The following is a 13780-nucleotide window of genomic DNA, read 5'->3' as shown; positions in this document are numbered from 1 at the left end:
TGGGCGGGCTCAGGCCCGATCGCGGTCGCTGCGGGAGGGCCGCCGCATGAGCAGCACGAGGGCGGCGAGGAGCACGAGGCCGTCGACGGCGAGCAGCGCGGCCCCGACCGGATCGATCCCGTGGGCGTGGGCCGGCGGCTCCGGCGGGGGCGCTGCCGCCGGATCGCCGGCCGCGCCGACGGTGAACCGGGCGACGCCCGAGGCGTCGCGGCCGTCGACGGTGACCACGTGGTAGGCGACGGAGACCTCACCGGACCCGTTGACCCGCACCGCCTGGGCGAGACCGTCCCGCCCGGCGGCCGTCAGCTCCCCCTGGTTGAGCAGGGACCGGTCCGCGTCGTAGGCGGAGACGTGGGAGCGGCCGACGTCCGGCCGGCCGTCGACGCGGATCCGTACCGCCGTCGGCGCGCCCGCCAGGACGGCGCCGTCGGCCGGTTCGACCGAGATCACCTCGACCTTCGACGCCGTGGCCGACGGGGAGTCGATCCGACCGGCGACGGCGAGGACGGCGACCAGCGCCGCCACGGTGAGGGCGGCGCCGGCGTAGATCCGTCCGGTGGTGGACATCGGCGTCAGTCGGTGGCGGCCACGGGACCGCGCCAGGCCGGCACGTCGGTTGGGCGTACGCAGGAGCACCGCGCCGCGGCCCGCTCCTCGGCGTTCGGGCGCAGGTGCAGGTACATGGCGATCACCATCGGGACGAAGACCACCGAGTTGTAGAACAGGTGCAGCTCCACGCGGGGCACGATGAGTTGCAGCAGGCTGGTCGGCTCGGCCGAGCCCGGCAGCCGGAAGGAGCTGTGGGCCTGCACGAGCAGCAGACCGTGCTCGATGTGGTGCCAGAACTGCAGGGCGAGGGCGACCGTCCACCAGGCCCTGGACCGGCCCGTGAAGCCGGGCAGGAGCAGGAACAGGCCGATCAGCATCACGACGGCGTAGCCGTAGTGCAACCACTCGGAGCTCACCAGCCACGGGAACGGCATCCCGAGCACGCCGCGCGCCTCCGGGCGCGGCCAGCCGAGGATCCAGATCTGGTACGCCTGCACCAGGTGTTCCGCCCAGTGCCCGACGACCACCGCCAGGTACAGGGCCAGCGCCGTGCGGTGGTACCGACCGTTGATCGACGCCATCAGGCCGGGCGACGCCTTGCGCGCAGTGCTTGTCATGGGTCCTCCAGAGCCGGGTCGGCGGGGGTGCGGGCTCGGCGAAGCCGGAAGGGGCGCGATGTCCACACCGGAAGGTGTCCCTCCACGCTAGAGGCGAATTCGCCGGAGCGTGACTCTGAGGTTGCTCACCGTCCGCCCGCCCCGGCGACGCCGGCGGGAGCCGGCGGGCGCGCGGAGACGACGGCGGGGTTGGCGGGCGCGCGGAGACGACGGCGAGGGATGGCGGGCGAGCGGAGACGACGGCGAGGGATGGCGGGCGCGCGGAGACGACGGCGAGGGATGGCGGGCGCGCGGAGACGACGGCGAGGGATGGCGGGCGAGCGGCAGCGGCGCATCTCGGTTCGGCTTCGTCGCGGTGCCGCCGCGCCCGGTGACGGTCAGGCGACCGTCGCCGCCCAGGCCTTCTTGGCGTTCTTCCACGTCGGCGAGTTGACCTCGTCCCAGGCGCGGTGGCGCAACTCCTCCAGTACCTCCGCGGGGACGAGCGTGCCGGTCATGTTGGCCCGGTAGATGTTCATCGTGTCCGGGTCGAAGTCGGGGCTGATGTGGCCGCCGGCGATCGCCATGTCGAACAGGGGGGCGCCGGGCAGCGGCACCACGAGGAAGAAGTTCGCCGCGTCCAACCCGTGGGAGACGTGCTCCTTGGCGAGGCGGATGGTCGTCTCGATCTCCTCCAGCGTCTCGTCCGGGTAACCCATCATGTAGTTGCCGTAGATCTGGAAGCCGTACTCCTTCATCGCGACGATCAGCCCGCGCAGGTCGGCCTTCTCGATGTTGAGCTTGTTGCTCGCGTACTTGCGGATGATCCGCAGGTTGCCCGACTCGAAGGGCATGTTGATCTGCGTGAAGCCCGCCTGGCGCATCGCCTCGAGGACCTCGTGGTCGGGCTTCCAGCGCTTGAGGAGGTGGATCAGGTTGATGCCGTTGAGGTCGCAGATGGTCACCCCGACGCCCTGGATCTTCTGCAGCAGCCGCAGGCCGCGTCGCTTGTCGCCGAGCAGCGAGTCGTCCTCGATGAACACGTTGTCGACGCCCAGGCCCTTCAGCGTCTCGATCTCGGCCAGCACCCGGTCGTCGGACTTGACGCGGAACTTGCCGATCGGGCCGCTGAGGCTGCCCTCCTGCTCGCCGGCGATGTGGCAGTACGCGCAGTGGAACGGGCAGCCGAGCGAGGTCATCATGGTGGCGTAGCGCAGCTCGGCGCCGGGCTCGAAGAGGCCGGAGTGCGGCCGGGCGATGGCCCAGTAGCGCTCGTTGGGCAGCAGGTCCCAGGCCGGCATGGCCAGGGTGTCCAGGTCCCACACCACGTCCTGCGCGCGGGCGGGGTTGACCCGGATCCGCCCGTCGTCGAGGAAGGCGACGCCGTGGATGTCGGCGAAGCTCGGGCGGGCCGACCGCCGTACGACCTCGACGATGTCGACGATGGTGTGCTCGGCCTCGGACAGGCAGACCACGTCGAAGCCGGCCCCGAAGAACTGCGGCAGCCGCGACCGCGCGTTGACCCCGCCGGAGACGAGGATCTTCTCCGGAAAGGCCGCCCGGATCAGCCGCGCGCAGTGCAGGACCATCGACTCCTGGTCCGTGAAGATCGACGTGATCCCGACGATGTCGAAGTCGCGCACGACGTCGAGGATCCGCTCGTCGCTGACGCCGGTGCGGAGGAACCCGCTGGGCAGCGGCACGGGGTTGGCGAAGATGTCGTCGAGCGGGTCGTCGCCCGCTCCGACGCAGGCGTCGAAGACGCTGACGTGGACGCCGTGCTCGCGCAGGGCGCCACCCAGGTTCGGGTACGCGAGCGAGCCGTTCGGCTTGCACACCGTGCCGGGGGCGGTCTGGTTCGGCGGGTACAGCAGCAGCACGCTGACGTCACGAAGACCCATGGCGGGATACTATCTGCTTTTGAAGTGACCAACAAGAATATGCCGCCGCCCGCCGAGCTCTGGAACATGTATCTCAAGTAGACGGCCGCGGCCTGGTCGAGGTCAGGGCGCCGAGCGCCGCAGGTACGACTCGACCTCGTCGGCCGCCCGGACGGGCCCGCCCGCGGAGAGGACGTCGCGCTGCATCTGACGGACCCGCTCGCGCAGGGCGGAGTCGGCGGCGAGCCGCTCCACGACCTCGCGGATGCCGGCCGGCTCGACGCGGTCGGCCGGCAGCACGTGGCCCAGGCCCAGCTCGACCACGCGCGCCGCGGACGGGGCGGCCTCGGTCGCGAAGTGCGGCACGAGCGCCAGGGGCACGCCCGCGGCGAACGACTCCAGCACCGCCCCCGTGGTGCCGTGCGTCAGGCACGCCGTCGCGTGGGCGAGGACCGAGTGGAACGGGATCCACTGGTGCGCCTCGACGTTGGGCGGCAGCGGGCCCAGCGCCGCCGGGTCGAGGAAGCCGCCGATGGCCATCACCACGTGCCAGTCGGTGCCGGCGAAGGCGTCCGCGCAGGCGCGGAAGAACTCGGGATGCTCGTTGAACTGGTTGCCCAGCGACACCAGCAGCACCGGCGCGCCGGGGCGCGGCGGCTGCCAGCCGGCCTGTCCGTCGCGGCCGGTGAGGGTGGGGCCGACGAACGCGAACCGCTCGTCGAACGTCTCGGCGAAGGGCTGGAACGACTTCGGCAGGAAGACGACGGTGAGGCCCTCGATCTCGTCCCAGTACTCCTTGATCGGGGTGTCGACGCCGTACCGCGCCAACAGGTCGACCAGCACGGAGTGCACCGCCGGCACGTCGGCCGGGTGGCGCTGGCCGTTGCTCTTCCACAGCTCCTTGAAGAGCGAGTAGTGCTCGTTCGCCGCGAAGCCGCCGGTCAGGCGTACGGCCGGCAGGCCCCACGCGGTGGCGAGCAGCCGCCCGGCGATGAACGGGAACACGTCGTAGACCACGAGGTCGGGCCGGTCGTCCCGCAACGCCTCCTCGGCGGCCCGCAGGATTGCCACGTTCTCGCGGACGTACACCAGGTGCAGCTGCGTCTCGGCGTCCTCCTGCTTGACGACCTCGGGCACGTGGAAGGTGTCGAACTCAGACTTGTACGGCACCACCTCGGCCCCGGCCGCCTTGACCTCGTCGGCGAACAGCGCCGTGGTCACGTACGTGATCCGGTGCCCGCGCCGGGCGAGCTCGCTCACCAGGCCGAGCGACGGGTAGACGTGGCCGTGCCCCTGGACGTTGACGAAGAGGATGTGACGCTGGCGCATGGGCTCACTCCCGGCTGGTCGTCTCGGCGTCGTCGACGCCGCGTGCACGGCGGAGCGGGAGCCCCACCGGGATCCGACCGCGCCCGCCGACGGGGGCGGCGGGGACGCGATGGACCAAGACTTGAAACATATATAGCACGCGATGGGTGGGAGTCGCCATGCCCGGGAACGCCGGCGCGGGGCCGCGACGGATGCCCGTCGCGGCCCCGCTGTCCGCTGCCCCGGCCGCCGTGCGCCGTCGGGCGCGAACCGCCGGCGCGGAGTCAGGCGGCGACCCGCAGCTCCGCCAGCACCGCCGCCGTACGGGCGAGTCGCGCGCCCTGGTGGCGTGCCGCCGCCAGCACCGCCTGCAGGTAGCCGGGATCCCGGGCGGCGCGGCTCTCCACCAGGCTGACGCCGTACGGGTTGCCGCCGGCGGCGTGGCTGAGGTCGTAGTTGACGTAACCGGTGGGCAGCACCATCGATCCCCAGTGGTGGAACGTCTGGTAGAGGCTCAACAGCGTCGACTCCTGGCCGCCGTGCTCCTCGTAGCTGGCGGTGAAGCCGGTGGCGGGCTTGTCGGCCAGCTCCTCGGCCTGCCAGGGGGCGGTGGTGGTGTCCAGGAACTGGCGCAGCTGGGAACAGACGTTGCCGAACCGGGTCGGCGTGCCGAAGGCGTACCCGTCCGCCCACCGCAGGTCGTCCAGCGTGGCGACCGGGACGTCGGCGGTGGCGTCGAGGTGGGCCCGCCACTGCGGCTTGGCGTCGACGACGTGGTCGGGGGCCAGTTCCGCCACCCGGCGCAGGCGCACCTCGGCGCCCGCGTCGGCGGCACCGTCCGCGAACGCCTGCGCGAGACGGTGCACGGTCCCCGTGGCGGAGTAGTGGATGACGGCGATCCTGGTCTCCGGTCGTGGCATCGGTGTCTCCTCTCTGTCGAACGATGCCTCCACCATGCCGAGCGGACTTACCGCGCGGTGACGGTGCGCTGACCGTCCCCGGTCAGCGGCGGATCCCCCACGTCCAGCCGCCCGCCGCGCCCCAGCTCCGCGCCGAGGTCGTCGGGGTCCAGCCGCGCGCCACGCCCCAGTTCGGCGGCGAGTTCGTCGGCGCCGAGCGCGGCGCGGGAGCGCGCGGTGATCCGATCCACGTCGTACCGCTCCGCCGTCGGCAGCGGCGCCCCCGCCCCCTCGCGCAACGCCCCCGCCGCGCCCAGCAGCCGGGCGGCGCGGCGGTGCTCGCCGGCCAGGCCGGCAACGCCGGCCAGTCCCTCCAGGGCCAGGGCGACGGCGCGGCGGTCCCCGGTGGCGCGGGCGGCGTCGAGCGACTCCCGATGGCGGCGTTCGGCGGTGGCGGCGTCGCCGCGCTGCTCGGCGACGAATCCCAGCTCCGCCAGCGCCAGCGCGCAGCCCGGCAGGTAGCCGGTCCGGCGGTTCCAGTCGAGCAGGTCCCGCTGGCGTGACTCGGCGGCGTCGAGGTCGCCGCGCCGGCGCGCGATCATCGCCAGGCCGGTGCCGGCGAACGCCGCCGCGGGCCGGTTCGACTGCTCCTCGGCCAGCCGCAGCGCGCGCTCGTGGTGGGCCACGGCCTCGTCGTGGTCTCCCGCCAGCAGGGCCAGCCGGCCGAGGCTGGCCAGCTGGCGGGAGACCGACGCCCACAGCCGCAGCTGCTCGGCGATGCGCAGCGCCTCCCGGTACGACGCTGCGGCGGCCGCGTAGTCGCCGCCGATCTCGGCGAGGGTGCCCAGCAGGCTGGTCGAGTGCGCCTGCCCCCAGCAGTCGCCGAGCCGGACGAACAACGACCGGCTGGTCTCGCAGTCGTGCCGCGCGGTCGACAGGTCGCCCTGCACGAGCGCCAGCTCGACGCGGGTGGCCAGGGCCGCCGCTATCCCCCACCGGTCGCCGGCCGCCCGGAACGTCGCCAGGGCCGCGCCGAGCAGGCGCGCCGCCTCGGCGGTGTCACCGGAGCCGAGCAGCGTGAAGGCGAACAGCCACTGCGCGAACGCCCGGCCCTGCGCGTCGGTGTCCGCGTACCCGTCGAGCACGCGCTGTCGCGGCGCGGCCGGGTCGCCGTCGCGGGTGGCGATCGCGGCCAGCCACGTCGACGCCCGCAGCCGCAGCGCGTCGGGAGCGGTGTCGTCCGCGCCGGCCGGCACGGTCTCCAGCGCCGTCCGCAACGCCGCGCGGGCCTCACGGAGGCGGCCCCGCACCAGCCGGTACCAGGCAAGCGAGGTGGCCAGCCGCAGGCCCAGGTGCGCCCAGCCGTGCGCCGCCGCCGCGTCCGCCGCCGCCCGCAGGTTCGCGACGTCGCCGTCGAGCTCCCGCAGCGCGGCGTGCTGGTCGTGGCCGCGCAGGCGCGCGGCGGCGTCGTCGGCGAGGCGGGCGTGGAACTCGGCGTGCCGACGGCGCGTCGCGGCGGCCTCGCCGGCGCGTTCGAGCTGCTCAGCGCCGTACGCGGCGACGGTCTCCAGCAGCCGGTAGCGGCGCGGCTGTTCGCCCTGACGGACGCTCACCAGGGAGCGGTCGACCAGCCGGGCCAGCACGTCGAGGACGTCCTCGGGCGCCACCCGACCGTCGGCGCACACCCGCTCGGCGGCGGGCAGTGTGGCGCCGTCGACGAAGACGGCCAGCCGCCGCAGCACCGCGCGTTCACGGCCCGAGAGCAACTCCCAGCTCCAGTCGATGACGGCACGCAGGGTCTGCTGGCGCGCCGGGGCGGTGCGCCGGCCGGACGACAGCAGCCGGAACCGGTCGTCGAGCCGGGCCGCCAGCTCCGCCGGGTCGAGCGCGCGCAGGCGGGACGCGGCCAGCTCCAGCGCCAGCGGCACACCGTCGAGGCGCCGGCAGATCGTGGTGACGGTCGCGGCGGTCTCCGCGTCGAGGGTGACGCCCGGCTCGGCGGCGCGGGCGCGGGCCAGGAACAGCCGTACGGCGGGGGCCTGCGCGACCTGCTCCGCCGTCGCCCCCGGCTCGGGCAGCGCCAGCGGCGGCACGGGGAGCGTCGCCTCGCCGGCGACACCGAGCGGTTCCCGACTGGTCGCCAGGATCCGCAGCTCGGCGGCGGCGCCGAGCAACCGCTCGGCCAGGTGGGCGACCGGCACGACGACGTGCTCGCAGTTGTCCAGCACCAGCAGCGTCCGGCGGTCACGCAGCGCGTCGACGAGCCGATCGGTGGCGTCGCGGGACAGGTCACCCGGCAGGCCCGGCGCGCCGTCCTCGCGGATGTCGAGGGTGTCGGCCACCGCGTCGGCGATCTCGCCGACCGCCGCCGGCTCGGCGAGGGCCGGCTGACCGGCCAGCTCCACCATCCAGACCCCGTCGGGAAACCGGTCGGCGAGGGTACGGGCCGCCTCGGCCGCCAACCGCGTCTTGCCCACCCCGCCCGGGCCGGTCAGCGTCACCAGCCGCTCCCCCGCCAGCCGCTCGCGAACGGCCTCGACGGCCTCGTCGCGCCCGATCAGCCCTCCGTACGGTCCGGCCGACGCCGGGGCGGGCAGGTTGGTCCGGGCGCGGGGCGGTGGCGCCGCCGGCGGTCGCAGGGCAGGGTCCTGACGCAGGATCGCCCGGTGCAGCTCGACCAGGTCCGGCCCCGGATCCAGGCCCAGTTCGTCGCGCAGGTCGCGGCGGAACCGGTCGTAGGCGGCCAGCGCCTCGCGCTGGCGTCCCGACCCGTACAACGCGCGCAGGTGCACGGCCCGCAGCCGCTCGCGCCACGGGTGGCGGTCCACGAGGTCGGCCAGCTCGCCGGTGAGCAGGGCGTGTTCGCCGAGCGCGAGCCGCGCCTCGGCGAGATCCTCCAGCGCGGCCAGCCGTTGCTCGCCGAGGCGTTCGACGGCCTGACGCGCGAACGGCTCGTCGGCGAAGTCGGCGTACGCGGGACCGCGCCACAGGGCCAGCGCCTCGGTCAGCAGGGCGACCCGCCGCGCCGGCTCGGCCTGCGCCCGCGAGCGCGCGAGCAGGGCCGCGAACTGCCCGGCGTCGACCGACTCGGCCGCGATCCGCAGCCGGTATCCGGCGTCGCCGGACCCGACCAGTTCGCGGCCGCCCGGCTCGCCGGTCTCCAGCGCCCGGCGCAGCTGGGAGACCTTGACCTGCAGCGCGCCGAGCGCGTTGCCGGGCGGCCGTCCCGCCCACAGGTCCTCGACGAGCCGGTCGACGGGCACCGGGCGCCCCTCGTGAACCAGCAGGTCGGCCAGCAGTGCCCGCACCTTCAGGCCGGGCACGGCGACGGCGGCGCCGGTCGACGTCCAGACCACCACCGTGCCGAGCACCCCGAATCGCACAGTGCAACGGTAACCAGCCGACGGCGCCGGCCCGACGGGGGTCAACCGGTGGGCCCGGCCGGGCGGAGTCAGCCGACGGCGCCGGCCCGACAGGATCAGCCGACGGCGCCGGCCGGGCGGGGTCAGCCGACGGTCAGTCGGCCGTAAGCGCCGGCGCCCAGGCTGGACGCGATCGAACTCGAAAGGAGTGTCCCGTGACCCCATCGCCGCACCACACCGACACCCGCATTCCCGCCACCCCGGCACCGGCGCGCCGGGTGCCGGGGCCCTGGCTCGCGGTGCTGGCCGGTCCCCTGTCGTTCGGGATCGCCGCGCCGGCACTGATCGTCGACGACATCGCGCGGGCCCTGGACGTGGGTTCCGAGTCGGCGGCGCTGGCCGTGACCGCCTTCGGCTGGGGCATCGCCCTGGGCACGGCGCTGCTGGCGGCGGTGCTGGCCCGTCGCGGCCTGCCGGCCCTGCTGGCCGCCTCTGCCGCGCTGGTGTCGGCGGGGACGCTGCTGGTCGTGCTCGCCCCGGCCCTGCCGGTGCTGGTGGCCGGCGCCGCCGTGCAGGCGCTGGGCTCGGCCGGACTGACGGTCGCGGCGATGAGCCTGGCCGACTCGGCCCGGCGGATGGGGGTGGTCACCGCGTCGCTGGCGGTCGTCGGCTCCACCGGCCCGTTGGTCGGCGCGCTGGTCGCCGACGTGCTCTCGTGGCGGGCCACGCTGGCGCTGCCGCTGCTGGGGGTGCTGGCAGTGCCCGCGGTCCGCCGCGGCGGCGCCGCGCCGACGCCGCCCCGGTCGCGTCTGGACGGGCTCGGCACGCTCCTGCTGGCCCTGCTCGTCACCGCGCTGGTCGTCGTTCCGCACCGGCCCCTGGCCGCCGGCCCGGCCGCCGTCGTGCTGGTGCTGCTCCTGGCAGCCCGGGCGCGCGTCCGGCCCGACGGCCCCGTGCCCGCCGCGCTGACCGGCAACGCCCGGTACCTGGCCGCGTGCGCGCTGACCTTCGCGCTGGGGGTGGTCAACTTCGCCCTGCTGTACGCCGCACCGGACCTGCTGCACCGCCACGCGGGTTGGACGAGCGCGCAAACCGGGGTGGTGCTGCTGGCGCCGTACCTGTTCGGCGGCCTCTGCTCGGCGTTCCTGGTGGCGGCGTCCGCGCGCGTGTCGTCCCGGGTGGTGGTCGGCGCGCTGCTGGCCGCCGGTGTGGCCGCGCCGCTGGTGGCCGCGGTCGGCACCGCCGTACCGCTGCTGCTCGCGGCGATGGCCACCGGCTCCCTCGCCGCCGCCACGGGACAGGGCGCTCTCGCGGTACGCGCCACCGCGGCCGTCCCGGCCGCCCACCGGGCCGAGGCGCTGGGCCTGTTCACCGTGGCCTACCTGCTCAGCGTGGCGTTCGGCCCGGCGATCGCCGTGGCGCTCACGCTGCCCTGACCCGCGCCGGCACCGGCGGTGACGGGGGACCTACCAGCGGTTGCGTGCCTCCTCCGCCCAGCCGACGAGGCCGTCGAGGTCGACGCGTTCCCCGTCGGCGGCGCACACCCAGCCGGAGAAGTGGCCGAAGCACTGATGGGTCTCGTTGGCCAGCACGCCGAGGTTGGTGCGGGCGACCCGCTCGTGGAACGGGTGGAACTCCACGTCCACCCCCGTGCCGGTGATCCGCCACGGGCGCAGCCAGTCGGCGCGGTCGTAGCGCCAGGCGAGTTCGGTGCCGATCTTGTGCAGCCGCCCGTCGAGCAGGAGGGCGTTCTCGGTGGAGCCGGTGCCGTCGGTCCAGCGGCCGCCGAGCTGGATCGCCCGGCCCGGTCCGCTGCCGGCCGCCCAGTTCCAGCGGACGGCGTACGGCCACTTGCCGCGGCCGTGGTCGAGCACGGCGAACGAGTCGTCCCCGCCGATCGGGTGCGCCGTGCCGTCGAGGCGCAGCGTGCCCCGCACCGGCCGGCCCACGTCCTTCACCGTGTACTGGAAGCGGCGGGTGCTCCACGGCACCACGACGCCGAGCGACTCGTGCCCCGGCGGCAGCGGCACCTCCACGTCGACGTCCACGCCGGGCGCGGCGGCGCGGATCGTGGTGCCGTCCGGGCGCTGGTCGATGTGGAACGCCAACCCGCTCCCGCTCGCCCGCACCGGCCCCGCCCCGCTGACCGGCGGGAACACCGCGCCGCGGGCGAGCGGGACGACCGCCTCCCGGTCGGTCTCGACGCCCGTGCGGCGGTCCAGGACGTAGACGCCGTGCACGCCGGCGTAGTCCAGCGACGACACGACCAGGCCGACGATGTGCGTCGGGGTGACGATCCCCCAGTACTCCCACCGCTTGGCCCGCCCCCAGCCGCGCAGGTTCGCCCGGTGCAGCGGCCGGCGGCTCCAGCCGACCGCCGCCGGGTTCAGCCGCCCGTTCGGCAGGCACAGGTCGACCGGCTCGGTGATCTCGCGCTCGTGCGTCACGGACGCAGGCTATCGGCCCACCGCGGGCGCCCGGTCCGCCGTCCGGGGCGGCGTCCACTCCCCGCCGGATCCCTCGGGCGTCTCGTCACCCGGGTTCGCGCCGCGGTCGCGGGCACGCCGGTGCGACGCGGTGAGCTGTCGGTGGCGCCGTCAGGCGACGAAGACGCAGAACGGGTGGCCGGCCGGATCGGCGTACACGCGGAGCGGCTCGTCGGGGTCGTCGATGCGGTCGTACCGCAGCCGGCCGCCGAGGCGCAGCACACGCTCGTGCTGCACCAGCAGTTCCTCGACCGACGTCACGGTCAGGTCCAGGTGCAGCTGCTGCGGCACCGTGTGCTCCGGCCAGGTCGCCTCCGGCAGGTGGTCGACCTGCTGGAAGGCGATCTGGGGGGCGCCGCCCGGCGTCCGCAGCACGAGCCAGTCGCGACCGCGTTCGTCGGCCTCGCCCGCCTCCGGCGGCTCGTCGCCGGGCCGGTAGACCAGCCCCAGCAGGGCCTGGTAGAACTCCGCCAGGGCCCTGGCGTCGGTGCAGTCGAGCACCACCTGGCACAGCGTGGGCACACTCTCCCGGTCGGCCACGTAGATCACCTCCGACGTCATTATCGGGGCGGCGACCCGATGCCGCAGGGCGGCGAGGGCGACGACGCGGCGCGGTAGCAGTCCGAAAGTCGCTTGCCGCGAGCGTGCGGGCTCCGGGAGGGTGGTGCCATGACGTTCTGACGGACAGCACCCCGTTGCTCCCAGGCCCTCCGGCACGCGACCGTGCCGCCGTGCCGTCCGCCGCCCACACCTCAGCGAGAAGCGAGCGTCTTTGTCCCCGCATCATCTCCGGCAGGACTCCCTGCCGAAGTCCTCCCCGGCCACCGTCTCCGTCTTCGCCTCCGCCAACAGTTGGATCGAGTCCGACGCCCTCGTGCAGTGCCAGCGGGTGGCCGCGCTCGACGGCATGGTCCATGTCGCCGCCATGCCGGACCTGCACCCCGGCAAGGGCGCCCCGATCGGCGCCGCCATGGCGTCCACGGTGCTGTACCCGTTCCTGGTGGGCTCCGACATCGGGTGCGGCATCGCCGTGTTTCCCGTCAAGCTCAGGCGCGTCGTACCCGAGAGGATCGCCGCCCGCTTCCCCGACCTGGACCGCGCGCTGGATCCCGAGCAGGACGCGGACGACCCGGCCTGGGCGGCGCTGGACGGCGAGGTGCCCGCCGGTCACGTCGAAGGGCTCGGTACGGTGGGCCGGGGCAACCACTTCGTCGAGCTGTCACGGGTCGGAACGGTCCTCGATTCCGGCCACGCGAGCCGCCTCGGGCTCGAGGCCGGCGACCTGGTGCTCGTCGTGCACAGTGGCTCCCGGGGTCTGGGCGAGCGGATCCTGCGGGCGCACACCGAGGCACACGGCGCGGGCCCCGCCCCCGACTCCGCCGCCTACCTGGCGCAGCACGACGCCGCCGTACGCTGGGGCTCGCTCAACCGGCGGCTCCTGGCCGCCCGGGTCGCCCACGCGCTGGGGGCCGAACCCGGCGCGCCGATCGTCGACCAGTGCCACAACCTGGTCGAGGTCCGCGACGGGGTCTACCTGCACCGCAAGGGGGCAGCGCCGGGTGACGGCCGCGACGTGCTCGTCGCCGGCACGCGCGGCACCCCGTCCTACCTCGTGGCCGCCCACGCCGGCCCGGACGCCAACCACTCGGTGGCGCACGGCGCCGGGCGCAAGATGTCCCGCGCCGACGCCCTGCGCCGGGGCCGCGCCAAGCACACCGTCGAGGAGCTGCGCCGCACACCGCTGGGGTCGCTGGTGGTGTGCGGCGACCGCCAACTGCTCTTCGAGGAGGCGCCCTCGGCCTACAAGCGCATCGAGCAGGTGATCGGTGACCTGGTCCACCACGGCCTGGCCACCCCCGTCGCCACGACGGTGCCCCTGGTCACCTACAAGACCGCCGACGCCGGCTCCGCGTCCCGCGACGCGCGCCGCGACGGCCGGCGTGGGCGGGGCCGGCCGTGAGCGTCCACCTGCTCATGTCCGCCGGGCGCGGCCCGCGGGAGTGCGCCTGGGCGCTGGCCCACCTGCTGCGCCGGCTGGAGGCCGACGCCACCCGGCGGAACCTGACGACCCGCCGGGTGGAGTCGGTGCCCGGCGACCGGCCCGACACCTACCGGTCCGTGATGGTCCGGATCCTCGGCGCCGGAGCCGAGGCGTTCGCCGCCTCGTGGACCGGCACCCTGTGCTGGCGGGCCCCCAGCCCCTACCGGGCGGGCCACGGCCGGAGGAACTGGTACGTCACCGCCCGGCCGTGCCAGCTCGACACCGCGACGACGACGTTCGCGGAGGCGGACGTCGACGTCGTCGCCTGCCGCACCGGCGGCCCGGGCGGCCAGCACCGGAACAAGGCCAGCACGGCGGTGCGGGCGACCCACCGCCCCTCGGGCATCGTGGTCGTCGTGGACACCGAGCGGCAGTTCAGCCTCAACCGCCGCATCGCCGTCCAGCTGCTGCGGCAGCGCATCGAGCGCCGCGACGAGGCGGCGCGCGGCGCCGCCGTCACCGCCCGGTGGCGCGTCCACGACGAGCTCGTACGCGGCGACCCCACCCGCGTCGAACGTCCGGAGCCGCCGGGGCCGCAGACCGCCCCCCGGCTACGGGCGCGTCGCCGACAGCGGCAGTCCACCGCGCCGCGCTGAGGACGGCACCTCGACGCCGACACGCCCTCCGCCGCCGCACCGGGCGGATCCGCGGGTCGCGCC

11 protein-coding genes are annotated in these 13780 nt (G+C 75.1%); 3 read left to right on the top strand and 8 right to left on the bottom strand.

Going from position 1 to position 13780, the window contains the following annotated elements; genetic code table 11:
* Positions 1-9: 9 nt before the first annotated feature.
* The 6 genes from GA0070606_RS28060 to GA0070606_RS28035 form a co-directional block, all read right to left on the bottom strand.
* Complete coding sequence (locus GA0070606_RS28060) at positions 10-567, bottom strand: copper resistance CopC family protein (protein WP_091106236.1); 558 nt, start codon at positions 565-567, stop codon at positions 10-12.
* A 5-nt stretch (positions 568-572) separates the two neighbouring features.
* Complete coding sequence (locus tag GA0070606_RS28055) at positions 573-1166, bottom strand: hypothetical protein (protein WP_091106235.1); 594 nt, start codon at positions 1164-1166, stop codon at positions 573-575.
* A gap of 377 nt (positions 1167-1543) precedes the next feature.
* Positions 1544-3046, bottom strand: a complete 1503-nt coding sequence (locus tag GA0070606_RS28050; RefSeq protein ID WP_091106234.1) for a B12-binding domain-containing radical SAM protein — start codon at positions 3044-3046, stop codon at positions 1544-1546.
* Between the two features lie 102 nt (positions 3047-3148).
* A complete protein-coding gene (locus tag GA0070606_RS28045; RefSeq protein ID WP_091106233.1) occupies positions 3149-4354 on the bottom strand; it encodes a macrolide family glycosyltransferase in 1206 nt (401 codons plus the stop codon).
* A gap of 263 nt (positions 4355-4617) precedes the next feature.
* Entirely contained in the window at positions 4618-5253 is a 636-nt protein-coding gene (gene wrbA / locus GA0070606_RS28040; RefSeq protein ID WP_091106232.1) for an NAD(P)H:quinone oxidoreductase, read from the bottom strand.
* A gap of 47 nt (positions 5254-5300) precedes the next feature.
* Positions 5301-8615: an AfsR/SARP family transcriptional regulator gene (locus GA0070606_RS28035; protein ID WP_245724841.1), complete on the bottom strand. Its 3315-nt coding sequence runs from the start codon at positions 8613-8615 to the stop codon at positions 5301-5303.
* A 194-nt stretch (positions 8616-8809) separates the two neighbouring features.
* On the opposite strand from GA0070606_RS28035, the gene GA0070606_RS28030 reads away from it, so the two are divergent.
* Positions 8810-10030, top strand: a complete 1221-nt coding sequence (locus tag GA0070606_RS28030; RefSeq protein ID WP_091106230.1) for an MFS transporter — start codon at positions 8810-8812, stop codon at positions 10028-10030.
* Between the two features lie 30 nt (positions 10031-10060).
* Here GA0070606_RS28030 and GA0070606_RS28025 read toward each other — a convergent pair whose 3' ends face one another.
* Positions 10061-11041, bottom strand: coding sequence for a DUF2804 domain-containing protein (locus GA0070606_RS28025; protein WP_091106229.1), 981 nt, complete (start codon positions 11039-11041; stop codon positions 10061-10063).
* Between the two features lie 150 nt (positions 11042-11191).
* A complete protein-coding gene (locus tag GA0070606_RS28020) occupies positions 11192-11641 on the bottom strand; it encodes a VOC family protein (protein ID WP_176737451.1) in 450 nt (149 codons plus the stop codon).
* Between the two features lie 211 nt (positions 11642-11852).
* On the opposite strand from GA0070606_RS28020, the gene GA0070606_RS28015 reads away from it, so the two are divergent.
* Positions 11853-13040 carry an RNA ligase RtcB family protein gene (locus GA0070606_RS28015; protein WP_091106228.1) on the top strand — a complete coding sequence of 396 codons (1188 nt, stop codon included), beginning with the start codon at positions 11853-11855 and terminating at the stop codon, positions 13038-13040.
* Positions 13037-13717 carry a peptide chain release factor H gene (gene prfH, locus GA0070606_RS28010; protein WP_176737450.1) on the top strand — a complete coding sequence of 227 codons (681 nt, stop codon included), beginning with the start codon at positions 13037-13039 and terminating at the stop codon, positions 13715-13717. Before GA0070606_RS28015 ends, prfH begins: the two co-directional genes overlap by 4 nt.
* The last annotated feature ends 63 nt before the right edge of the window (positions 13718-13780 follow it).

Origin of the sequence: Micromonospora citrea (assembly GCF_900090315.1) — a bacterium.
GTDB lineage: Bacteria > Actinomycetota > Actinomycetes > Mycobacteriales > Micromonosporaceae > Micromonospora > Micromonospora citrea.
The sequence above is the reverse complement of the archived record's forward strand: the minus strand, read 5'-3'. Positions and strand labels throughout refer to the sequence as shown.

Coding starts and splice junctions, on each gene's coding strand:
- GA0070606_RS28020 (WP_176737451.1), bottom strand. CDS start 11,641: ATGACGTCGGAGGTGATCTACGTGGCCGACCGGGAGAGTGTGCCCACG.
- GA0070606_RS28045 (WP_091106233.1), bottom strand. CDS start 4,354: ATGCGCCAGCGTCACATCCTCTTCGTCAACGTCCAGGGGCACGGCCAC.
- wrbA (WP_091106232.1), bottom strand. CDS start 5,253: ATGCCACGACCGGAGACCAGGATCGCCGTCATCCACTACTCCGCCACG.
- GA0070606_RS28050 (WP_091106234.1), bottom strand. CDS start 3,046: ATGGGTCTTCGTGACGTCAGCGTGCTGCTGCTGTACCCGCCGAACCAG.
- GA0070606_RS28055 (WP_091106235.1), bottom strand. CDS start 1,166: ATGACAAGCACTGCGCGCAAGGCGTCGCCCGGCCTGATGGCGTCGATC.
- GA0070606_RS28060 (WP_091106236.1), bottom strand. CDS start 567: ATGTCCACCACCGGACGGATCTACGCCGGCGCCGCCCTCACCGTGGCG.